This is a genomic window from Pedobacter anseongensis (assembly GCF_037482965.1).
In the GTDB taxonomy this organism is placed as follows: Bacteria; Bacteroidota; Bacteroidia; order Sphingobacteriales; family Sphingobacteriaceae; genus Pedobacter; species Pedobacter anseongensis.
Window position 1 is genome coordinate 673,476 of sequence record NZ_JBBHKB010000002.1, and the last position, 23,376, is coordinate 696,851.

The 23,376-nt window shown below is 36.9% G+C and carries 19 protein-coding genes; all 19 read right to left on the reverse strand.

From position 1 onward, the window contains the following. Positions 1-2 precede the first annotated feature (2 nt). The 19 genes from WG904_RS10145 to WG904_RS10235 all read right to left on the reverse strand — a co-directional run bounded on the left by WG904_RS10145 (position 3) and on the right by WG904_RS10235 (position 23,351). The gene (locus WG904_RS10145) at positions 3-1,466 is read right to left on the reverse strand and encodes a RagB/SusD family nutrient uptake outer membrane protein (RefSeq protein ID WP_339579194.1); all 1,464 of its coding nucleotides are present in this window, start codon (positions 1,464-1,466) and stop codon (positions 3-5) included. Between the two features lie 18 nt (positions 1,467-1,484). Then, positions 1,485-5,129: a SusC/RagA family TonB-linked outer membrane protein gene (locus WG904_RS10150; protein ID WP_339579195.1), complete on the reverse strand. Its 3,645-nt coding sequence runs from the start codon at positions 5,127-5,129 to the stop codon at positions 1,485-1,487. Between the two features lie 8 nt (positions 5,130-5,137). Then, on the reverse strand, positions 5,138-6,115 hold the full coding sequence (locus WG904_RS10155) for a FecR family protein (protein WP_339579196.1): 978 nt from the start codon (positions 6,113-6,115) through the stop codon (positions 5,138-5,140). Positions 6,116-6,186: 71 nt separating this feature from the next. Then, positions 6,187-6,777 carry an RNA polymerase sigma-70 factor gene (locus WG904_RS10160; RefSeq protein ID WP_339579197.1) on the reverse strand — a complete coding sequence of 197 codons (591 nt, stop codon included), beginning with the start codon at positions 6,775-6,777 and terminating at the stop codon, positions 6,187-6,189. Positions 6,778-6,843: 66 nt separating this feature from the next. After that, positions 6,844-7,383, reverse strand: coding sequence for a DUF420 domain-containing protein (locus WG904_RS10165; RefSeq protein ID WP_339579198.1), 540 nt, complete (start codon positions 7,381-7,383; stop codon positions 6,844-6,846). Between the two features lie 76 nt (positions 7,384-7,459). Beyond that, entirely contained in the window at positions 7,460-8,167 is a 708-nt protein-coding gene (locus WG904_RS10170; protein WP_339579199.1) for an SCO family protein, read from the reverse strand. After that, positions 8,167-8,520: a cytochrome C oxidase subunit IV family protein gene (locus tag WG904_RS10175; RefSeq protein ID WP_339579200.1), complete on the reverse strand. Its 354-nt coding sequence runs from the start codon at positions 8,518-8,520 to the stop codon at positions 8,167-8,169. The genes WG904_RS10170 and WG904_RS10175 overlap by 1 nt, the downstream gene beginning before the upstream one ends. A 23-nt stretch (positions 8,521-8,543) precedes the next feature. Beyond that, positions 8,544-9,251 (reverse strand): cytochrome c oxidase subunit 3, encoded by a 708-nt coding sequence (locus WG904_RS10180; RefSeq protein WP_339579201.1) that lies wholly within the window; start codon positions 9,249-9,251, stop codon positions 8,544-8,546. A 31-nt stretch (positions 9,252-9,282) separates the two neighbouring features. Beyond that, the gene (locus tag WG904_RS10185) at positions 9,283-9,858 is read right to left on the reverse strand and encodes a cytochrome c oxidase subunit 3 (protein ID WP_339579202.1); all 576 of its coding nucleotides are present in this window, start codon (positions 9,856-9,858) and stop codon (positions 9,283-9,285) included. Position 9,859: 1 nt separating this feature from the next. Further along, the gene (cyoE, locus tag WG904_RS10190) at positions 9,860-10,765 is read right to left on the reverse strand and encodes a heme o synthase (protein ID WP_339579203.1); all 906 of its coding nucleotides are present in this window, start codon (positions 10,763-10,765) and stop codon (positions 9,860-9,862) included. A 1-nt stretch (position 10,766) separates the two neighbouring features. Further along, positions 10,767-11,834, reverse strand: a complete 1,068-nt coding sequence (locus WG904_RS10195) for a COX15/CtaA family protein (protein ID WP_339579204.1) — start codon at positions 11,832-11,834, stop codon at positions 10,767-10,769. Between the two features lie 95 nt (positions 11,835-11,929). Next, the gene (locus tag WG904_RS10200) at positions 11,930-13,717 is read right to left on the reverse strand and encodes a cytochrome c oxidase subunit I (RefSeq protein WP_431844422.1); all 1,788 of its coding nucleotides are present in this window, start codon (positions 13,715-13,717) and stop codon (positions 11,930-11,932) included. Between the two features lie 105 nt (positions 13,718-13,822). Then, a complete protein-coding gene (locus tag WG904_RS10205; RefSeq protein WP_339579206.1) occupies positions 13,823-15,049 on the reverse strand; it encodes a cytochrome c oxidase subunit II in 1,227 nt (408 codons plus the stop codon). Between the two features lie 61 nt (positions 15,050-15,110). Beyond that, positions 15,111-16,334 carry a quinol:cytochrome C oxidoreductase gene (locus tag WG904_RS10210; protein WP_339579207.1) on the reverse strand — a complete coding sequence of 408 codons (1,224 nt, stop codon included), beginning with the start codon at positions 16,332-16,334 and terminating at the stop codon, positions 15,111-15,113. Between the two features lie 15 nt (positions 16,335-16,349). Beyond that, the gene (locus tag WG904_RS10215; protein WP_339579208.1) at positions 16,350-16,937 is read right to left on the reverse strand and encodes a c-type cytochrome; all 588 of its coding nucleotides are present in this window, start codon (positions 16,935-16,937) and stop codon (positions 16,350-16,352) included. Then, positions 16,930-17,466 (reverse strand): DUF3341 domain-containing protein, encoded by a 537-nt coding sequence (locus tag WG904_RS10220; RefSeq protein ID WP_339579209.1) that lies wholly within the window; start codon positions 17,464-17,466, stop codon positions 16,930-16,932. The genes WG904_RS10215 and WG904_RS10220 overlap by 8 nt, the downstream gene beginning before the upstream one ends. Positions 17,467-17,468: 2 nt before the next feature. Continuing rightward, positions 17,469-18,941 carry an NrfD/PsrC family molybdoenzyme membrane anchor subunit gene (nrfD, locus tag WG904_RS10225; protein ID WP_339579210.1) on the reverse strand — a complete coding sequence of 491 codons (1,473 nt, stop codon included), beginning with the start codon at positions 18,939-18,941 and terminating at the stop codon, positions 17,469-17,471. Between the two features lie 24 nt (positions 18,942-18,965). Then, positions 18,966-22,013 (reverse strand): TAT-variant-translocated molybdopterin oxidoreductase, encoded by a 3,048-nt coding sequence (locus WG904_RS10230; protein ID WP_339579211.1) that lies wholly within the window; start codon positions 22,011-22,013, stop codon positions 18,966-18,968. Positions 22,014-22,061: 48 nt separating this feature from the next. After that, the gene (locus WG904_RS10235; RefSeq protein WP_339579212.1) at positions 22,062-23,351 is read right to left on the reverse strand and encodes a c-type cytochrome; all 1,290 of its coding nucleotides are present in this window, start codon (positions 23,349-23,351) and stop codon (positions 22,062-22,064) included. Positions 23,352-23,376: the final 25 nt, after the last annotated feature.

The following is a 23,376-nucleotide window of genomic DNA, read 5'->3' on the forward strand; positions in this document are numbered from 1 at the left end:
TCTTATCTAGGATTCAATTCTACACCCGACAATTTAACTTCAACTGGTAGTTGGAATAGTCTACGCGGATTATCTGGTTTTAATTCGGTAAATGTTTCTAAACCATTTGCATCGTAATTATTGTGCTTTACCGTCATTTTTTTTCGCATCAAATCAAACCAACGAATTCCTTCAGATAAGAACTGCGATTTTTTTGCATCTAATATGGCTGTAATTAAAGCCTCTTTGGGATCGGTTATTGTCGGATAAAATGTATTAATTTTAGCTTGTGTTATCGCATCATTGTTAGGATTAAACCCACTTATTCTGACACTATAAAAATCAGTTAAATCCTTTAATGCGAGGTTAGTCTGACCTAACTCTGCATATGCCTCAGCCCTGTTCATTAATGCCTCATCAACTGTTAGTGCTGCAAAAGTTAAATAAGGGAAACCAGTGCTTGGGGTAGTGTAAAAAAAGTTCTCCTTATACTTATAAGTCGTATAATTCGGCACCCCAAAAGATAAGATTTTATTATCCAACGTTTTTCCGGTAACGTTAAATGGAGCTTGGAACATCTTAACCAAATTAACTCCATAACCATGGCGAGGCGAAGTGGTGCGCTGATAGGTAGAATATGCATTAATTACAAGGAGGTTATATTTTTGGCCACTACCCATAAAATTTGTACGGTGTTCTTCACTTGTCCAAAGTTTAATTGTGGTAGAAATTGGCCGCATGTTATTTACGAAATCATTTCCACTTACCGTTAAGGTGGCGTTATCAATCACTTTTTGCCATTCACCTAGCGACAAATATAAACGAGCGCCAAAAGCTCTTGCCGCTGCAGGTGTAAAGTGATATTTCGGCACGTCGTATGCAGAGGCTGATAGTAATTTAACACCTTCTTCATAGTCCTTTTTTATACTTTCATAAGTAGAAGCAACTGTACCTCTTGTGTACTGCTGTATTACTTTGGTTTCTGGCTTAGTTACATAAGGAATACCTGGCGCTGTATTTGCTCCGCCTATAGCATAAGAAGTGGCAAATAAGTTCACTAACATATAGTGTGCATATGCGCGACATACTAACGCTTCGCCTTTATAAGGCAATGCATCTGAACCAAGATTTTCTGTTTCAATGGCCTCTAAGGCTTGATTCGCAGCAGCGATAGCCTCATAGCATGCATTCCAATAAGCAGTTGGGGAATTGGTGCCATCGCCTATTACGTCTTGCCACGCATACGGTAAATCAAAAACATCGGATGTTGTTCCAACACCAACTCCTTTATCTTCTGTATTATCTGAAGCTGCCTCAGTAAACGTTAGGTAATCTCTCGAAGGATACGCAGTGGCCACAAGTTGTGATAATTTTTCTACGGTGTTAATTTCGGCTCTATTATCTGGAGCTTGGTCGAGGTATTTTTTACAGGAAGGCGTAACAAACAATAATGCCATTCCAAGTATTAAACATACTATTCTATTCATTTTCATAATTTCTTTCAATTAAAATCCAACTTTTAATGATAAGGTATATTGTCTTGATACAGGAAGGGCTACCCCACCAGTTGCATAAAACTCAGGGTCTTGTCCGTTCAAACGTTTATCAGAATATAATAACAAAAGGTTATTACCTACTAATGAAACCGAGGCACCAGTCATCTTTAATTTGGTGTAAATGCTTTTAGGAATGTTGTAAGACAGTGATATTTGTCTTAATTTAATATAATCTCCTTTGGCTACGCGTTCGGTTGAGAAATTATAAAGGTTATAAGGGTATCTAATATCCACAACAGCTCCATTTGCATCAACGATTTTGGAAGCCGATAATTGATCTAAAATAGCAGGAACTGAAGTGAACTTTTCATCACCTGGCATAACCCATCTATTTAAAATATCTCTACTCATTGAAGATAAATCATTAAAACTACTTTGTGAGCTAGGATTTAATCTGATCACGTTACCTGCTGAAAATCCCAATAATGCCGATAATGATAGGTTTTTATAGCTAAACTGGTTATAAAAACCACCTGCAAAAGTTGCATCTAATGGGCCTTCATACTTTAAATTTAAGAGCTCATCACTCTGTAAGTATACATAACTGGTTGGTCTGCCATCCGTACCAATAAATGTTGGATAGCCATAGTTATGATCTAAACCAGCAAATTGAACAGAGAACAAGCTTCGCTGGGGATAATCTTCTACTGGTGATCCATTAGCAGAAACCGATCTAAAGATATTTGGATTGATTTCTAGATTAGTTACTTTATTTTTATTAAAGCCAAAATTAAAATTGGTGGTCCATTTAAAATCAGAATGGTCAATTGCTTTACCCATAATGGCAAACTCTATTCCTTTACCAGACATTCCCCCATAATTTGCTATTTTAGTATACTCACCCCCAATGCCCGAGGTTTGAATAGAACCAATTAAATCAAAAATATTTCTTTTGTAAACATCTACAGTTAGGTTTAATCTACTTTTAAGTAAAGCCACGTCTAATCCAATATTTAAATCTTTAGTCTTTTCCCAAGTTAACTCCGAATTTTCTAAATTAGAGATATAGATAAGTGCCTCTTGATCGTTTAAATTTGGTCTTCTCGAAATTTGGTTATAAAATACTGCAGAAGAATTTGTTGCATTGCCAATGCTCGCTACCAATCCATACGATGCTCTTAACTTAGCACCATACAGGATGTCGCTTTTTGGCCAAAAATCTTCATCGCTAATGTTCCAACTTCCTGCCACATTCCATGTTGGCAACCATCTAGCGTTTGCATTTTTTCCTAACTTATTCGACCCATCGTATCGACCAGAAAGTTTTAAGGTATACTTTTCCTTGTAGGTATAGGATGCATTTGCAAAAAATGCGGTATACCGTTCGAAATTATTACCCATACTAAAATAAGCTTTCCCTTCTTCGGCCGACTCTTTGAAATATTTGTAATATGGCGTTACTAAACCACCATTATCGAATTGATAACCTACGCCATCGAACGATTCTTTTTGGCGGTCGATGTAACGAACCTCCATTGAACCAAATGCTGAAATGTTATGGTCAGAATTAAATGTTTTGCTAAAATTTAAGTTTTGTCTAAAGTAATAAGATTTCAAATTATCATTAGATACTTTATAGAAACCGCCAGAAGGTAAAACACTAATGGGTAAACTTCCTGGCAAATCAGGGTCAGTATAAAGATTTCCATTTGCCTGAGATGAAGTTGCATCATCAACAGTTCTAAAAGAAGTAGCCATATTCGAGCTTTCTAAAATAGAGATTTGCGTTTCTGTCTTCACAAAACGATAGGCCCCATCTACTGAATACGATAAACTTGGAAGTATTTTATAGGTTAGATTTCCCTGAACTTTAAAATCAAGCATTCCCAAATTTAGATAGTTCGTATTTAACTCATTAAGAATGTTAAATGGCGCACTGTTTTGTCTGAAATACTCTAACTTTCCATTTTCATCGTAAGGAGTAATCATGCGACTGGTATTAAGCGCATAGGAATACGGATTGATGTCGAAATTTCTAAAGTAATTTCCGTATACAACATCTTGTTGTAGCGAAGTAGCACCTGGTGTTTTCTGATTTCGTATCGATCCCGAACTTAAGAGTTCTGCACTAAGCTTATCACTTACGTTAAAATTTGCACGATAATTTCCGGTAAAACGTTCAACACTATTACCAATGGTTACTCCATTATCTTTCGTAAACGATGTTGATGCATAACTCTTAAATTTATCAGTACCCGAGTTTATACTTAATGAATGTTCTTGTTGCAAGGAATTCTTAAATAACACATCAAACCAATCGGTATTAGCATTTGCATATCGAGTTAAAAAGGCAATTTTACTTGCATTATCATTCTTAAGTAGAAAATTACCATTTGCATCTACCTCGTATAATTTGTTATACATTTTGTAGAATGGCCCACCACTTGTACCTCTCGAAGCGGTTGGAACTTGATAATAACCTTTATTCTGCATCTCGATTAAGACGGCCATTTGATCGGCAGAGTTCATCACATCGAAATCGGCATATGTTGGTTTGTTAGATGTAGTAAAGTTTGTCCTATAGCTAATTGCAGGTTTACCTTGCGTTTGTCTACCCTTTTTTGTAGTTACTACAATTACACCGTTCATCGCCCGAGCACCGTACATTCCCGTTGCTGCAGCATCTTTTAGAATGTTAAAGCTTTCAATATCATCAGGATTTAAACCTGCCACAGAAGAACCAATTAATGTATTCGCATCACCTGTGGTAAGAGCTTCATTTGATATGTTTACAACATCTTCTAAAATGATACCATCTACAACCCATAGTGGCTTATTGTCACCTGAAAATGAGGTTGCCCCACGAACGCGAATTTTTGGTGCGGCACCAAATGTACCCGAAACATTCTGAATAGTAACCCCAGCAACCTGACCTTCTAACATCCGGCTCACATCGGTAACACCTGCTCTTTCAGCATCCGAAGCTTTAACCAAGGTTGATGCACCTGTAAATGTTTTCTTTTCTAGGGTTTGATAACCTGTTGATACAATATTTACTTCCTTAAGCAGTTCAGAATCCTCTTCCAAGTCTACATTAATCAGTGTTTTACTACCTACTGTAATTTCAACAGTTTTAAAGCCTAAATATCTAAACACCAAAACACTAGATGCATCTTTTGCCGAAATTTGGTATTCACCTTTCTCATTTGTAGAGGCAACAACATTCGTCCCCTTTACAAATACGCTAACGCCCGGAATTGCTTTTCCTTCTTTTTTATCTTTAACAACACCTTTAATGGTAATGTCTTTTTTGATTGTTTTTATAACCGTTTCTTGCGCTTTTAAGATCACCTGGTTTCCAACTTGGCGGTAATCTATGTTCTTTTGCTTTAACGTCTCTAATGATTCTTGAATAGTTCCCAATTTCTCAGGAACATCGAGCACCATGGCTTTACTAATTTCGTCTGCATCATAAACGAAACTAACCTTGTATGCCCTTTCAATTTTTTTAAGGTAATTTTCTAATCTTTCTGGCTTCCCTTTGCCTTGCTGTGAATCAGCATTAGCCACGAAGGTCCAAAAGATTGCACCAACGAGCAGTACCTTCCGGCAACAACTCATTACAGTTTTTCTTTTGTAGAAGTTTTTCTCCATAATAGTTTTTAGTTGATTTGTTTAGGTGTTATTAGGTTGATTTGATTGTGTTCTTTTTTGATTTTAATATTATAGGTCTCATTTAAGATAACCAACACGTCGTTCAGGCTCTGGTCTTTAAAATTTGCATTTAATTTTTTTGCCGTACGCCGATCGTTTTGAAGCTTAATTACTACGCCATAGTAATTGGTTAATTGCTTACATACTTCTTCTAGCGGAGTATCTACGAATACCAAAGATTTTGTTAACCAAGCATCTTGATTTACTGAACTTTGAGATAAAAACTCTTTCTTTTTAATATCATATGCTAAGCCTTGTCCAGCGGTTAATATTGAAGTTGCACCCTCTTTATATGGTGAAAACAACACTCTTCCTGTTTTAACGCCCAATACGATACTTGAATCGGTTAGTCTGATGTTAAATGAGGTACCCAATACGGTTACATCCGATTTATCCATGGTTACCTTAAAAGGATGATGTATATTTTTAGCAACCTTAAAAAAAGCTTGTCCTTTGGTTAAAATCACTTCACGAGTTTCGCGTTTAAATTCAGCCGGATACTTTAACTCACTATTTTGTGCTAAAATTACAACAGAGCCATCCGCTAGTTTTACCGAGTCGATTTGGTTACTTGAAGTAGTTTTTACTAGATAATTAGGTGTATTACTGTCGATATAGAACCAATAACCCAGGGCTAGTATTAGTAAAGACGCAGCTACGCCACTAAACCATACCTTTGCAAATGATTTTTTTGGAATAATTTGATGCAAATTCTTTGCGAACCGCTTTGTAGAATCGGCTGCATTTATTTCTTCAAGTTTTGCAGCTTCGGCAGCGTATTTCCAGATCTTTTCAATTTCTAGAAAATAAGCTTCATTTTCTTTAGATGCCGAACGAAACGAGGAAATTTCTACTTGTAGCGATGGGCTAGTGGGATTGTTTAAATATCTCGTAATCAGATCAAGAGATTGGTCGTGCTGAGGCATATAATTGGAGTAGGTTATATGCTATGACAAACGGAAACAAAAAAACCCCTAGTTTGTTTTTAAAAAATTAACTAAAACAAAAAAAGGTTGAAAATTATCTTAATTCTATCCGATTTATATGGTGATTTCTTCTCCAATAATGATTTTCGCAACACTTTTAATGCTAGAGCAATGTGATTTTCTACTGTGCGTTCTGAAATAGCTAACATACTCGCTATCTCTTTATACTTTAAGCGTTCGAAACGATTAAGCTTAAAGATTTTTTGGCACTGGGGAGGTAACTTATCAATCTCAGCGTGTAATAATACAATAAGATCATTTTCTTCGTCTAAATCAATTAAATATTCTTCTGTAAATTCGGCAGCTATTTTTTGATGATGCTGTGCAATATTTTTTTGCCGATTAACATGGTTGATGGATGCGTTAATAACTGATTTATAGAGATAGGACTTTATAGATTTAACTTCTACTAAATTTTCGGGAGCTTCCCAGATTTTTAAAAATACATTTTGCACAATTTCTTCTGCAATGAAGGCATCTTTTATATGTTTACTGCTTGCCAATAATAAACGCTGAAAAAATAAAGTATAAAATTTCGTGAAGGCAGTTATTTCACCCTCATGGATTATCGTCACCAAATCATTGCCTGTCTCTATCTCCACTTTTAGCAATTGTGTGTTCTTTGTTACATTCGAAGATAGAGATTCTGCAGTATAATTCCAGTGGCTTTATGCAGAATAATAAGGGGAAATCATCAGATATACAATTACACCCGTTACCGCTACATACAACCATAGGGGAAAAGTTATTCTGGCAATCTTTTTATGTTTATCAAAACGTTCTGCTAAAGCCCTTACATAGGTTACCAATACGAATGGAATAATAATTACCGATAAACTTATATGTGTAATTAAAATAAAATAATAAACATATCGAACACTACCTTCTCCTCCAAAGGGGGTCGAGTTAGCGGTCATATGATAGGCCACATACATGCCTAAAAATAGAACGGAAAGCAAAATGGCAAATTTCATCAAATTTTCATGAAGCTTTCTTTTTGCATTTTTTATGGCCCAAACCGCTATTAATAAAACTACAGCGGTTAATCCATTAATGGTAGCATAAATTGGAGGTAAAAAAGACAAGGGTTTTATGGTTGGATCCCATTTCCTTAAATTAACTCCAAAGAGCAACGCAACCACTAACGGAATAGCGATTGATAAAACGACGATCCACTTATTATATTTTTTTTCTACTGATGATTCCATTGTGGTTTTTTGGCTTGTTTGTGACTGATTTTTTGGGGGCTTTATCTTTCCGTCTTCCCGACTTTCGGGCTACTATCTACCTACCGTCCTTCATATTCCTCAGCTCTTCTGCTATAAGCACTTTAATCTCATCATCCAATTTTGAAAGAGCTTCGTTATTTGTTGCTTCATAATAACCTCGAATGCGGTGTTGGGTGTCGATAAGAACGAACATATTACTAAATGTAAACTTTGTTTCGCCGTTTTTAGTGCTTTTAATAGCATCCAAAAAAAGTCCGTCATGTATAAATTGATAAATTTCCGTGCTATCACCAGTTAGCAAATCCCATTTTTTTGTATTGGCTGAAATCTGATTGGCATACGTGTGCAAAAGATTGGGTTGGTCTACTATTGGGTCGATACTAACGCTCATAAAGTGAAGCATTGTATTTTTACTATACATTTTCGTAAAGCCTTCCATTGCCTTATTGGCAAAATCGACTCCAAACCCGCGATTACTAGCATGAAATAGATTCAATAGAAAAATCTTTCCTTTATGATTTTCCCAACTTACTGTATCGCCATACTGATTAATCAGTTTAAAATCGGCAATTTCGTGATATATGGTATCTGGAATCTTCTCTCCCCTTACCGAATGAAAAGTTTTAGCAACTTGCTTAGGGCCATAAATAGCGAGTGGCTTGTATCTATTTTTTCCTTTTTCTTGAAGTAAATAATATAAAAATCCTGGTACCGCTAAAATGGTTACCAGGATTAATATCTTTTTAATTCGATTAGAATTCATTAATGTTGAAACATGTGATCGTGTATATAGTTTCCTTCTACAAGCATTAAAACAATGAAATAGATAATGAATACGAACGAAACTGTTAAGGCAAGTTGTAGTCCAAGTTTTTCAAATTTTAAGTGCATAAAGTAGGCTACAATATAAAAGGCCTTTAATAAAGTTAAGCCAATGTAAATGAAATTACCTACATGATGAGACATGTATCCGTTAGGGATAACCCATAAGGCTATAATAAATTCGATAACAGTAATCAATAGTAATACTCCAAATACCGACCAAATTTTCTTTTTTGTCATTCCTTCATGCTCGCCATGTGCATGTTCTTCTGAATGTACGTTGTGCTCTGACATATATATTTATTTATAACGTAAAATTAAACCAAGTAAAAGAAAGTAAATACAAACACCCAAACTAAATCTACAAAGTGCCAATATAAACCAACTTTTTCGATCATAAGATAGTGCCCACGTCTTTCGAAAGTACCGTTGATGGTCATAATTAAAATAATGATATTAATCATCACACCACTGAAAACGTGGAAGCCGTGAAAACCTGTAATCGTAAAGAACAAATTGGCAAATTGTTGGGCTGCAACACTGGATATTGATCCTTTAAAGAAATGCGCCAACTCTTCTGGACCAGGGATTGAACCCCACCAGAAACCCTCATGGTGCAAGTGCGTCCATTCTATGGCTTGACATCCTAAGAACATAAAACCACCTATTATGGTAGCCACCATCCACCAAATCACTTCTTTTTTTGCCTTTCTATGACCTGCCTCTACAGCTAATACCATAGTTACCGAACTCATGATCAATATAAATGTCATTAATCCCACAAACACCAAAGGGTATCCGCTGTCGGCAATACCAGGTATAGACTGAAATACCAAATCGGGCGAAGGCCATGTAAACTTTGTAAACCTTTGTGCTCCATAGTAAATTAACAATGAAGAGAAAGTGAAGGCATCTGATAGTAAGAAAAACCACATCATTATTTTGCCATATTCTACCGACCATGGAGAATGGCCACCAGCCCATGCAGTGGTTTTAACTTGATCTAATTTCGATAATGAATCCATTTAGTAATCGTATAATAGTTTGTTAAAAATTCTAACTGTTCAAAAGTAAAAAAACATACAGATATATCCATAAAATATCTATAAAATGCCAAAAAATTGAAGCAATTTCTTGTTTATAAATTGCTTTCTCTGGTGATAATGCTTTATAAGAACCGATTAAGCTATTCAGAATAAAGCAAAGCCCTGCAAAAATGTGCAATAAATGAAATCCCGATACGATATAAATCATCGAGATCGCTGCATTGTTGTTAATCAACGTAGCTCCTGTATGATACAGAGCAGACCATGCACCAAATTGCATATAGCCAAAAGCAAGCCCTAAAGCCAGTGTAATCCATAAAAATAAGCGTTGAGTACTTATCTTTCCACTTTTTAATGCTCGTGTAGCTAAAAATAGGGTGATACTACTCGCCACTAGAACAATAGTACTATAAATGAACATATCTGGCAATACCAAGCCATGTCCTTTATCTTTAGATGCCTTAAATACGATATAATAGCTTGTCCACCCCCCAAACATAATGGTCGATGAAACCACAAATAACCAAACAATAAATTTTTTTGGCCGTGGATCAAATTGCACATTCTGCGCTGCTGTAAATTCCATTTTATACTATTAAATTAAATAATAAGATGAGTTGTACCAGTGGGATATAAAAAAAGGAACAAAACATCACTTTTCTTGCACTGGACAAATCTAGTTTAACCATTAATTGATAGGCGTAGTAACTAAAAGCGATGCCAGCCACAATAGAAACGCCTGCTATATAAAAGCCTCCAAAACCACGAATAGTTGGTAATAAGCTTACTGGTATTAAAATCAATGTACTTATAAAAGTAATGATGGCACTTGCTCTATCCCTTTTCTTTGTTGGCAATAGTCTAAATCCTGCTTTCTTATAATCATCATCTAATACCCAAGCAATTGACCAAAAGTGGGGAAACTGCCATACAAATTGGATAACGAAAAGTATAATTGCAATTTCATAGTCGATCGGCACGTATCCAACCTCCGATTGGCCGCCTATTGCCGCTACATATCCAATTAACGGTGGCAAAGCCCCTGGAATTGCGCCAACAAATACGGCAATTGGCGATTTACGTTTCAAAGGGGTATAGGCGAATGCATATAATAAGATGGAGAATACAGAAAGGTACCCAGTTTCTGGATTTAACTGCACTAATAATGACGTCCCCGCTATTCCCATTACTAATCCTAAAACTAAACCTTGCCCTGTAGTCATTCTTCCAGCTGGCATTGGTCGGTCTTTTGTTCTCGACATTAATTTATCTAAATCAACCTCAATAATTTCATTAAAACAATTTGCTGCACTTGTAACCAAAAAACCACCTGCGATTAAAATAAGCCAGTTTGTCCAATTAATACCTTCAGCAATACCTCTTTCAATTTGTATTCTCGATCCAATTAAAAAGGTAATGGATGCCGAAAACACCACCAAAAAAGTTAGTCTGAATTTTATTAATTTAGAAAAGTCTGAAAAAAACTGTTTCAATTTAATTGGTTTTAGGTGTATAGGTATCTGTTCTGTATACTAATAGGTAGAGGTAGTATTGGAGACTAAATAGCATCGTTGAAAATAAAATGTGTACGGCCTGTGCATAAGGAGGTAAAGCAAGATAAGCAAGTAAAAATCCACTTGCAATTTGTACGATCAAAATCACAATAATATAATTAGCGGCCATTAAAGGCAGTGCTTTACCACTAAAACGGTCGGTTACCATTTTGTAAACGATAAAGTTACATATCGCCACTAGAATAGCAAAATCTCGGTGATAAGAAAACACGCTTCCCACCTTTGTAATCCATGTATTTCTAGCCGAAAATTGTAACGATTTAGCAATTGAGTCGATGCTTTCACGTACTTCTGTCCCCATTACGATCTGCAAAATGCTCACGATAATGGTAAATGCTAAAAACCCTTTAAGCCAGGCAATACGGTACATAATCACGGTTCTTTGCTTATGCAGTTGCTTAGCATAATTATAAGTATAAATAGAAATCGCTAAGATTACAAGTGCCAAAAGCATATGTACAGTAACCACCCACTGGGTAAGATTTGTTGAGACCACAATAGAACCTAACCAGCCCTGGTACCCCACCACAAAAATATTTATGATGCTTAATACCAAAATTCGTTTCGCCGTCTTGCGATAAATAAATGCATATGCAGCCGTGCTCAACAAAAATAAACCCAATAGAACACCTGCTAACCGATTAACATATTCTGTCCATGTTTTTGCCGCATTAAATTCTTCTGGAATGGTTATGCTTTGATCGCGCCTAATTTTACCTGCGAGTTCCACTTTACCCATACTTTCGAGGTATTTCGCAAACTTTTCATTCTTAGCTAGCCTTTGGGCAACATATTTTGCTTTATAATTTGCGGGCAATTGAGAAACATCGGTTGGAGGAATGTATTGATCAAAGCACTTTGGCCAATCGGGACAACCCATTCCTGAACCGGTACTACGCACTATGCCCCCTGCCAAAATAACCAACAGCGTTACAACAATTGTTATAAAGTTCAGTCTAATAAATCCATTTTCAGATTTAGAAATCATTGGTTGTAGAATAGATTAAAAAAATAAGGTACCTGTTGTAAGTTACGTACTTTCAGCAGATACCTTATTTAATATGCTTAAACTAGATAGCTAGTTTACTCTGCTGTTTGTGAAGGTTTGTTTTTAGCGTCCCAAGCCTTTTGAATTTCTTCAGCTTCTACATTTCCTTCAAAATCATGTGGCATATTAGAGCTCATGGTTTCAGAGAAAGGAGTAGTTTGTTGGATAAAATCGGCATCAGAACCTGGTTTACTATAATCGTAAGGCCAACGATGTACTGTTGGGATTTCTCCCGGCCAGTTACCGTGGATACGGTCTACTGGAGCCGTCCATTCTAACGTATTTGCCTCCCATGGATTTTGTGTAGATTTCTCTCCTTTAAATATAGAGTAAAAGAAGTTAAATAAGAATGCTACTTGAGCTAGTGCGGCTACAATTGCCGACCATGTTACCAAAACGTTTACCGTTAACCATTTTTGCATGAATTCAAACTCAGTGAATGCATAATAACGACGAGGAACACCATCCAATCCTAAAAAGTGTAATGGGAAAAACACAAGATAAGCACAAATAAAGGTAACCCAAAAATGCAAATAACCTAGTCTTCTATCCATTAAACGACCAAATAACCTAGGAAACCAATGGTAAACTCCAGCAAGCATTCCGAAGATCGCTGCAGAGCCCATTACCAAGTGAAAGTGGGCAACCACAAAATAAGTATCGTGTAAGTTAATATCTAAGGCAGCGTTACCTAACCAAATACCAGTTAAACCACCTGAGATAAAGAAAGATACTAAACCAATAGCAAATAACATTGCTGGCGTAAAGCGGATATTACCTCTCCAAAGCGTAGCCAACCAGTTAAAGGTTTTAACAGCAGAAGGAACCGCAATAATTAGTGTAGTAATCATAAATACACCACCTAACCACGGATTCATACCTGTAACAAACATGTGGTGACCCCAAACGATAAATGATAAGAGCGTAATGCCGATTAAAGAGTAAACCATGGCATGGTATCCGAAAATTGGTTTTCTTGAGTTCACCGAAATAATCTCTGAGGAGATACCCATTGCAGGCATAATTACGATATATACCTCTGGGTGACCAAGGAACCAGAACAAGTGTTGCCATAAAATTGGGGATCCACCTTGATTTGGTAAAATATCGGTACCCATTACAATGTCAGACAAGTAGAAGCTCGTACCAAAACTACGGTCGAACACCAATAAAACTACACCTGCAACTAATACAGGAAAAGATAGAATACCTAGAATAGCGGTTAAGAAGAATGCCCAAATAGTTAATGGCATCTTCCACAGATCCATTCCTTTTGTACGCATGTTTATGATGGTTGTTACATAGTTGATACCACCCATTAACGATGAAGCAACGAATAACACCATACTAATTAGCCATAATGTCATTCCCAATTCAGAACCAGGTATTGCTTTTGGAATGGCGGATAAAGGCGGGTAGACCGTCCACCCTGCACTTGCAGGACCTGTTTGAATAAAGAATGAACTCATCATGATTACACAAGCCATGAAGAAGAACCAATACGAAAGCATGTTTAAGAAAGGGGATGCCATATCTCTTGCACCTACTTGCAATGGAATTAACAAATTACTAAATGTACCACTCAAACCTGCAGTTAACACAAAGAATACCATGATGGTACCGTGAATGGTTACGAGCGACAAGTAAAAGTCGGCCTTAATTCTACCACCTTCAGCCCATTTACCTAAGAAAGTCTCAAGGATTGGGAAGGTTTTATCTGGCCATGCCAATTGAATTCTAAATAAAATAGATAAACCCATTGCAATCACTGCCATAATGATACCAGTTATTAAAAACTGTTTGGCAATCATTTTATGGTCCATGCTAAATACATACTTAGACAGGAAAGTTTCATGGTGATGACCATGAGAATGAGCATCGTGGTGGGTATCGTGTACTGATATAGTTGACATAATAAGGGCTCTATATTATTTTTTTAAAGCGATTTGACTTGTTTTTGCAGTATCCTTTGCAGTAGTATCTGCTGCGGCTGGCGCCACTGCTGGCTCAGCTAGTAATGGTAATTTAAAAACTTTTCTTAAATCATTGGTTAGATAAGTAGCTTGTTTAACCACCCATTCTTTATACTCCTGCTCTGAAACCACTCTTACTGCTTTTTGCATATTGTAGTGATTAGTACCACAAATTTTTGCACAAAGTAAGATATATTTGAAATTAGGGTCGTTTGTTTTTGCCTTCATTTCGGCAGTAGTAATGGTCGGTGTAAATTCGAAGTAAGAAGTCATGCCTGGCACGGTATTTAATTGCACTCTAAAATGAGGCATATAGAAACTGTGCAGCACATCTTTACTGGTTAGCGTAAAACGAACGGGTTTATTTACCGGCAATACAATTTCATCGGCCACTTGATCATCCAAGCTATTTTTATCGTTAAAATCGATACCTAATCCATTAAGTCCAGTGATCAATTTATAATTTTTCTTTCCTACAACTCCATCAGCACCTGGATAACGTACATCCCATACAAACTGAGAAGACGTAATTTCAATGCTAATCGGCTTGTTATTTGGGTCTTCCATTTTGTAAAATATAGATCTCCATGTTAAAAACCCATATAATACAAGTATTGTTAAAACGAAAGCCGGAATAACAGTCCAAATTCTTTCTATTGTGTTATTATGAGGATAATAGTATGCTTTTCTATCTTTATTGTGCCTATACATGTACGCGAAAGCGAACAATATAATATGTGTGGAAATAAATACGATAGTGGTAATAATCAACGTTACATTTAGCATTTCGTCAATTCTAACTCCATGCTCAGATGCAGCCTCAGGTAAAATCATTTTTCCATGCACCGTATATTCCCAATACACACCATATAAGCCGACTACAAGGAACAATGCAAATAAAACCGCATTTATTTTATCCCAATTGATTCCTTCGGCTTTACCTTCTGTTGCACGGCTTAGCTCGTAAACTTTTAATGCTTTACCAATAATGGCAACGAACAAACATAGTAGCAAAAACAGCAATACATAAAACACTGTAGTTTTATAAATCGGTGTCATATCTACAGGTTTAGCAGCTGCAGCCGCGGCTCCTTGTGCAAATGCGCTGGTGCTTGTAAACGCAGTAAATAATACTGCTAGAGCCGCCATTGTTTTATTACTTATCAATCTTTTTAAACTCATTTTCTTAAAAGTAGTACAATGTACTTTTATATTAATTTATATGTGTTAAAGCCCCTATCCGTTATAGATGGTGGTTTAAACTTTCTTGTAAAAACGGGTGATTTTTAGCTATTAATGGTTTCTTACTTAAGGTTGTTAACACCGTAAAGGTAAACAAACCGATAAATCCTAAAGCCGTACCTACTTCCAAAATCCCGAAGCCACTTCCGCTTTTTGTACCAAACTCAAATACCCCAGGCATAATCATTTGATAATAATCTACCCAATGGCCGCATAGCACAACAATAGAAACCGTTAATAGTATGTTTTCACTTCTTTTATTATCACGATCCATTAGTAATAATAATGGAGATAAGAAGTTTAGCACTAAATTTAAATAGAACCAGAATTCATATCCATTAAAGCGTTTGTAGAAGTATACGGTTTCTTCAGACATGTTTGCATAGTAAATCAATAAGAATTGAGCAAACCACACATAGGTCCAGAAGATAGAGAAACCGAAAATAAATTGACCTAAGTTATGTAAATGGCTATTGTTTACCCAACTCATGTAACCAGATTTCTTTAATAAGATGATGATGATTGCTATAGTCGCTAAACTGCTTACCCACATGGCAGCAAAGTTATACCAACCAAACATGGTAGAAAACCAATGTGCTTCTAAAGACATAATGGTATCGAATGCAAATATTGGCGTGGTAAAGCCATAAATCACCAAGAATATACATGAATATTTAAAGCTTTTACGGTAAGAATTTAATCCACCTGCTAAATCTTCATTATTCGACCATTTTGCCAATAATACCGCAAAAATACTATACACGCCTAAGAATATAACCTGGCGCGCCATAAAGAAAGGCACGTTTAAAAATGCAGATTTGCCCGCTATTAATTTATCATAATTAGCAGCATTTGGATCAGTGAGACCTTCTTCTGCCCAGTGGTGATATAAATTATGGGTATATAAGCCTAGACCTATAACTACCAATAATATAATTACCGCTAAAGGCAATACTTTTGCCATTGCTTGTGGTACACGAAGTATCGAAGCAGACCAACCTGCTTGTGCAACAAATTGAACAGCTAAAAAGAAAGCGCCCGACATACATACACATGCAAAGTAGTATGCCATAAGTAACAGGTTAGCGAATGTGCGCTCATGAGCATCACTCATAAAACCATAAGCAATAGAAGCCACACCAATAACGATGCCCACTATACTCAGGATTTTAGCTTTCCCTGTAAACTCAAATTGTTCAGTTAAATTATAATGATGAGTTCCCATTTATATCTGCTTTTCTTATTTTTGTTTTTGTAATTGTTGAACATACATCACCACTTTCCATCTTTCTGTTGGGGTAAGTTGCGATGCATGAGATCCCATTGCATTATATCCATACATAAGCGTATGATAAATTCTACCGGTAGATAGCTGGCTCATTAACCCGCCACGAGAAGATTCTTTACCCTCTCCATAAAAAGCTGGGGCGGTAATTCCTTTTTCTAACATCGTTATTGGACCTTTACCATCTCCTTTTGCTCCGTGACATACACCGCAAAACACTTCATAAAAATGTTTACCTTCTAAAAGATTCTTTTCGGTTATTGGAAGTGGATTAACTACACTTGCTTCGGCAGCTGCCAAGCCCTCTTTAGTGTTGGCAAATTCATACCTTACAAAGCCAATTGGATCTGTATTCGCAGGTGGGGTTTGAGCCGTTTGTCCATTTGCAAAATTCTTGTTCGGTTGATCTTGATTGTAAGCAATCGGATCATACATATTTCTTGCATACTCTAAACCTGTACTATTTTTATCTCTACAGGCCGAAAGCATCGCCACAGAAGCAAGCACTATAAATGTGGCGTAAACTATATTCTTCTTATTCATAGCTAACATACTTCCTTTCATTATACTTCACTTCTAAAGCTCCTGCACCTTTTAATAATTCGTCTATTTTAGTGTGCTCTATATTTTGTTTTGCGTCAATCGCAATGATAAAACGATCGTTAGTTGCACGTAAATCCATTACTCTTGGCGCTCTTCCCGGAAACAAGTGGGTTGATGCATAATAAGATCCTACAAGGCCGAAAGCACAGAATAAAATCGTTAACTCAAACGTAATTGGAATAAAGTCTGGCAAAGCAAAGTGAGTTTTACCTCCGATGTTAATTGGCCAATCCACAACGGTAGCTAAATAAACTCCTGTTAGCATGGTCATTGTTCCAGTTATTCCGAAAAAGAAGGCAGCGATATCTAATCTAGATCGTTTCACCCCTAATTTTGCTTCGATGCCGTGAATAGGCATAGGCGTATATACATCATGAATTTTGATGTTATTTTCCTGTAACTTTTCGATGCCGTGCATCATTTCGTCAGGATCGCCAAAACTGCCTAAAATATATTTGATATCACTCATTGTTATATTTTTGCGTATTCTTCTTGTTTAACACTATCAAACTTCTCTAAAGACTCAACGTATTCGTTTACTTGTTCTTTATCAAGGTGGCCTTCTTTAATCAATTCTAATTTAGCTTGCTCACTTGCACTTTTCAATAATAATTTTACCTCAGCGATTGCGATAGACGGCAACACTCTCAAGAACAATAAAAATAAGGTAAAGAATACTCCAATTGAGCCTACAAAAACACTTACATCAACCCATGTTGGATAAAACATAGCCCAACTTGATGGCAAATAATCACGGTGTAATGAGGTTACGATAATTACGAAACGCTCAAACCACATCCCGATATTTACAACGATTGATAAAATCCAAGTGGCTGCAATGCTTGTGCGGATTTTCTTAAACCATAGTAATTGAGGTGAAATCACGTTACACGTCATCATCATCCAATATGCCCACCAATAAGGACCGGTAGAACGGTTGATAAATGCATATTGCTCGTATTCTGAACCCGAGTACCAAGCGATAAAGAATTCGGTTAAGTAAGCTACACCAACAATCGAACCCGTTAAAATGATAATCTTATTCATCGATTCGATGTGGAACATGGTGATATAGTTCTCTAATCCTAATACTTTACGTGCTACCAATAACAACGTTAACACCATCGCAAAACCCGAGAAAATTGCCCCCGCCACAAAGTATGGAGGGAAAATAGTGGTGTGCCATCCCGGAATAACCGATGTTGCAAAGTCCATCGATACAATGGTGTGTACCGAAAGTACTAGTGGGGTTGAAATACCTGCTAAAATTAAAGATACTGCTTCAAAACGTTGCCAAGTTTTAACATTACCCGCCCAACCGAATGAAAGCACAGTATATATTTTTTTACGCATGCCTACTGCACGATCTCTAATTGTAGCGATATCGGGTAATAAACCAGTATACCAAAATAATAAGGATACCGAGAAGTAGGTAGAGATGGCAAACATATCCCATACTAATGGTGAGTTAAAGTTTACCCAAAGTGACCCAAACTGATTTGGCAAAGGTAAAACCCAATAGGCTAACCAAGGCCGACCCATGTGCGATACTACATACGTTGCTGCGCAGATAACGGCAAAGATAGTCATCGCCTCTGCCGAACGGTTAATCGAGTTGCGCCAATTCTGACGGAAGAGTAATAGCACGGCAGAAATAAGTGTTCCGGCGTGACCAATACCTACCCACCACACGAAACCGGTGATGTCCCAAGCCCATCCCACTGTTTTATTTAAACCCCATGATCCGATACCGAACCAAAAAGTATAACTTACAGCAACTACCCAAAGTGTAGCCCCGCAAAGTGAGATAATAAAGCCTATCCACCAAGCTTTGTTAGGCTTGTTTTCTACCGGTAGTAAAATATCTTCCGTAATTTTTGCATACGTGATGTCTTTACCGGTAATTAATGGTTCTCTTAAAATTGATTCGTTATGTCCTGACATAATTTATATTGCTGTAAGTACGACCTATGCGTGGTGTGCTTCTTTAGTTTCTGAATCTATATTTCTAACTTTTGTCATATAACCAATACCTGGTTGTACGTTAATCTCCTCTAAAACATAGTAGATACGTTCGCTCGCTAATGCTTTAGCAACTTCCGAATTCGGGTCGTTTTTATCACCAAAGATAATGGCGTTAGCTGAACAAGCTTGTTGACAAGCCATTTTAATATCTCCATCTTTTAAAGCACGTTTTTCCATTTTAGCCGTTAATTTACCAGCTTGGATACGTTGAATACACATCGAGCATTTTTCCATTACCCCACGAGAACGTGTGGTTACATCTGGATTTAACACCAATTGCGTGAACTCATTGTTCAAATAGTTATCGAAACGTGAATCATTCCAGTAATTAAACCAATTAAAACGACGTACTTTATATGGACAGTTATTTGCGCAATAACGCGTACCTACACAACGGTTATAGGCCATGTGGTTTAAACCGTCAGAAGAGTGTACCGTTGCTAATACTGGACAAACTGTTTCACAAGGCGCGTGATCACAATGTTGACATAGCATCGGCTGATGAACAACAGAAACTTGATCAAGATTTTCCATGTGAGCAATCTCTTTCTCTGTAGTTACTTCATGTCCTGCTTTCTCATCATTAAAGCTATAGTAACGATCAATACGTAACCAGTGCATTTCTCTACGCCTACGTACTTCATCTTTACCTACAACAGGTATGTTATTTTCTACATTACAAGCAACAATACAAGAACCACAACCCGTACAAGCATTCAAATCGATTGCCATTACCCAGTCGTTCCCTAATTTCTCATACTTATCTGTAGTCCACAAATCATATACTTTATGTTTGTGGTGTTTACCAGAACCTGAAGCTGGATCTTTTAAATAATCTTTTAAAGTAGTTTCTCTGATGATATTTCTACCCTCGAAAGAATGGTGAGTTTGTGTTTGCGCCAATTCTTCTCTTCCACCTGTAGCAGACAATTTAGCAGTTGTAGCATATTTAACTGTCCCATTGCTAAAACTAACAAATGGGAAAGCATTTTTACCTACGTTGTCTCCTGCTTTACCTACTTTCGAGCGACCATAACCTAAAGCAACTGATGCAGTACCCATCGCTTGCCCAGGTTGGATTAATAACGGAAGATCTACTGAATGTCCGTTTTCACCTTTAACGGTTAAGATATCAAATTCTTTATAGCCTAATTTCTCAGCTTGTTTAGGAGCAAGGGCGATATAGTTATCCCAAGTTACTTTCGAAACTGGATCTGGCAATTCTTGTAAAAATGCATTATTTGCATGTTTACCATCGCGCATCGGAATGCTTTCATAAACATGTAATTCAATATCTTTTTGTAAAGCTTTACTACTTGCACTTATTGAAGAAGCAACTGCCTCTAAAGACATGTTGAAACCGTAGGCCCCTGAAGTTTTTGCCGCAGTAGTAACTACACCTAATTGCAATAATTCTGTCCATGTTTTACCCACAGCAGGTTGAATTTTGCTTTCATAGTTATTGCGTACATATTGATAATAATCCTGAATAGCTGCATCAGACCAAATTAACAAACTTTGTTCGGCCTGACGAGAGGTAAATACTGGATTAATCGTTGGCTGTATTATTGAATAATAACCTTCGTATGTATTTGCATCACCCCACGATTCTAAATAGTTAGGTGTAATTGCGATAGCATCACAAAGATCAGAGGTTTCATCCACACGATCAGAGAACGATACTTTTAACGCTACTTTGGCTAAAGCCTCTGTAAATGCTTTCGAATTCGTTGCATCATAAGCAGGATTGCTATTTAAGAAAAATACAGCCGCCACTTCGCCTCTGTTCATTTCATTAATCAACTCAGCAAACTCAGCATCGTTGCCTTCATAACGTTTGCAGGCATTATCCAAATCAATTGTAGTACCATAACTGCCAATAGCAGCGTTTATAGCATTTACTAAAATCTGAGTAGATACATCATTAGAGCCTGAAACAACAAGTGCTTTCCCTTTATTCTGAATTAATTCTTTTGCAACTAATTTAAGCGCTTTATCGGCATGTACATTATTTGGCAATGCGCCCCCGCTTAAATTACTTCCTGTAATTGCATTATATAACGTAATTAATGCTGGTCCTTCTTCTGATAATTTAATAGGCACTCGCGTATCTGCGTTCGTACCCGTTAAACTCATTCCTGTTTCGAATTGAAAATGACGAGACATTTTCTTTTTCTCCAAAGATTTGTAATCTCTATTCGAAACATATTGAGCAGTAAATTCTTCTCCACTAATCCAAGTCCCTAAGAAATCGGCAGCAAAACTCACAATTAAATCTGCTTTGTCGAAATTATATTTTGGCAATACGGCTTTACCAAAGCTATTTTCGTTTGCTTTGATAATACCTGTATACGATACGGCATCGTATTGTACATGTTTAGTAGTAGGATATTTTGCAGCAAAATCTGCTACAACGCCCTTTGCAGATGGACTATTTAAACTAGAAGAAACAATTCGAATTTTTTTACCAGAAGCTTGTGCTTTGTTTAATTCTCCTTTTACGAAAGTATCTACCTCACTCCAACTTGCCTCTTTCTTTTTAAGCAAAGGCACTTTTAATTTAGAAACATCGTATAAATCAAGAACAGAAGCCTGTGCTTGTGCATCCGTTCCTCTACTAAATATACCACCGTTAGGATTAACCTCTACTTTAATTGGCCTACCCACTACCGTTTTTACCAATACCGGACTTCCATTAAAGGTTGAAACATAATAGTTGGGTATCCCAGGCACAACCTCTTCAGGCCTGATTAAGTAGGGGATTGATTTGTGTACAGGTGCTTTCTGACAAGCGGCTAAAGTAACGGCACCTAACCCAAAACCTAACGCTTTTAAAAAGTCGCGGCGTGGCGTAACGGTACTTAAACCTGCTTCACTTAAAACATCTTCTATTGGAATGGGCTCTGCAAATTCGCTTTTGTTGTTTTCAACAAAATCGGGAGTGTTTTTATACTCCTCTAAGCCTTTCCAGTATTTTTTATTGCTTTCCATTTAAGCTATATTACTGTTTATCGAACGTTTTTACTAAACTCTTATTAATTAATAATGGCATTTGCCACACTCTAAACCACCCAATAATGCAGGTGTAATTTTTTCACCTTTTTTAATCTTCTCGTGTGCGGCAATCACATTAGTATAAAATGCATCGTCTTTTTTATCAGAGATATCAGCTGCTTTATGACAGTTAATACACCACTTCATCGTTAAAGGAGAAAATTGACGAATTTCTTCCATTGTGTTAACCGGACCGTGACAAGCAAAACATACTGGGTCTGTTGGTTTTAAACCTGCTTCTTTACGGATAGCCGATTCTCCAACCACAACGTGTTGAGAGTGATTGAAATAGGCAAAATCGGGCAAATTATGCACACGAACCCATTCAATTGGTTTTTCTTTAGTTTTATCGTAAATCTGTGTAGCAGGATCGTAACCTAACGCATTGTATATTTTTTGAATTTCTGGTGAAATTGAACCATCCTCTTTTACGGCCTGAACAGCTTTATGACAGTTCATACATACATTTAAGGAAGGGATAGTTGCATTTTTTGATTTAAAAGGACCTGTATGGCAATATTGACATTCGATTTGATTGATACCGGCATGCAATTCGTGAGAGAATTTAATAGGTTGCGTAGGTTGATAACCAGTATGCACACCTGTTTCCCACATGCCCATCCAGCCAAACGAACCTAAAACCACCACTAAGCACAATACAGAGAAGAAAACAAATTTCTTATTTTTAAATAATCTACCAACGCCAACACTAAGTGAAACACTTTCTTCTTCTACAATCTCAATTCCTTGTTTTTGAAGAATTAGGCGCTCTAACATTTTAACCGCTCTGCCTAATACCACCAATACCACGATTGAAAGAATAATAATCGCAATAACCCCAACGATTGACAATGCTGAAGCACCTTCATCAACTGCTGCCGCACCAGCCGCAACTATTGGCTTAGGCTCACCAACTTTAGCATAAGCTATAATGTCTTTAATTTGAGCATCGGTTAACCTTGGAAAGGCTTTCATCTCCGTAGGAGCATACTTCTGGGCTTCGATTGCTTGTTTATTCCCTGAAGCTGCCAAAGCCATGTTGTCTTTAATCCATGGGATCAAAAACGACTCTTCCAATTCATTCATCTTAGGCGTTAAAGCCGGGCCTGTACTATTCGTTGCGAGATTGTGGCAAGAAGCACAATTATCCTTGAATAAAGTCTTACCTGCTACCAAATCTTGCGCTTGCGCTCCTGATAGTATTAAAAAAGAGAAAGCAGCTAAAAGAAAGGCCGACTTCCAAACTCCTTTAAAATTTAATGAGATATTCCTCATAATGAGTATTTTATGCTATTTTTTG

What these genes read in the sequence shown, in the direction of transcription:
- WG904_RS10235 (WP_339579212.1), bottom strand. Translation starts at nt 23,351, where the DNA reads ATGAGGAATATCTCATTAAATTTTAAAGGAGTTTGGAAGTCGGCCTTT.
- nrfD (WP_339579210.1), bottom strand. Translation starts at nt 18,941, where the DNA reads ATGTCAGGACATAACGAATCAATTTTAAGAGAACCATTAATTACCGGT.
- WG904_RS10150 (WP_339579195.1), bottom strand. Translation starts at nt 5,129, where the DNA reads ATGGAGAAAAACTTCTACAAAAGAAAAACTGTAATGAGTTGTTGCCGG.
- WG904_RS10175 (WP_339579200.1), bottom strand. Translation starts at nt 8,520, where the DNA reads ATGTCAGAGCACAACGTACATTCAGAAGAACATGCACATGGCGAGCAT.
- WG904_RS10145 (WP_339579194.1), bottom strand. Translation starts at nt 1,466, where the DNA reads ATGAATAGAATAGTATGTTTAATACTTGGAATGGCATTATTGTTTGTT.
- WG904_RS10200 (WP_431844422.1), bottom strand. Translation starts at nt 13,717, where the DNA reads ATGGACCATAAAATGATTGCCAAACAGTTTTTAATAACTGGTATCATT.
- WG904_RS10210 (WP_339579207.1), bottom strand. Translation starts at nt 16,334, where the DNA reads ATGGGAACTCATCATTATAATTTAACTGAACAATTTGAGTTTACAGGG.
- WG904_RS10165 (WP_339579198.1), bottom strand. Translation starts at nt 7,383, where the DNA reads ATGGAATCATCAGTAGAAAAAAAATATAATAAGTGGATCGTCGTTTTA.
- WG904_RS10155 (WP_339579196.1), bottom strand. Translation starts at nt 6,115, where the DNA reads ATGCCTCAGCACGACCAATCTCTTGATCTGATTACGAGATATTTAAAC.
- WG904_RS10180 (WP_339579201.1), bottom strand. Translation starts at nt 9,251, where the DNA reads ATGGATTCATTATCGAAATTAGATCAAGTTAAAACCACTGCATGGGCT.
- WG904_RS10215 (WP_339579208.1), bottom strand. Translation starts at nt 16,937, where the DNA reads ATGAATAAGAAGAATATAGTTTACGCCACATTTATAGTGCTTGCTTCT.
- WG904_RS10185 (WP_339579202.1), bottom strand. Translation starts at nt 9,858, where the DNA reads ATGGAATTTACAGCAGCGCAGAATGTGCAATTTGATCCACGGCCAAAA.
- WG904_RS10195 (WP_339579204.1), bottom strand. Translation starts at nt 11,834, where the DNA reads ATGATTTCTAAATCTGAAAATGGATTTATTAGACTGAACTTTATAACA.
- WG904_RS10170 (WP_339579199.1), bottom strand. Translation starts at nt 8,167, where the DNA reads ATGAATTCTAATCGAATTAAAAAGATATTAATCCTGGTAACCATTTTA.
- WG904_RS10230 (WP_339579211.1), bottom strand. Translation starts at nt 22,013, where the DNA reads ATGGAAAGCAATAAAAAATACTGGAAAGGCTTAGAGGAGTATAAAAAC.
- WG904_RS10220 (WP_339579209.1), bottom strand. Translation starts at nt 17,466, where the DNA reads ATGAGTGATATCAAATATATTTTAGGCAGTTTTGGCGATCCTGACGAA.
- WG904_RS10205 (WP_339579206.1), bottom strand. Translation starts at nt 15,049, where the DNA reads ATGAGTTTAAAAAGATTGATAAGTAATAAAACAATGGCGGCTCTAGCA.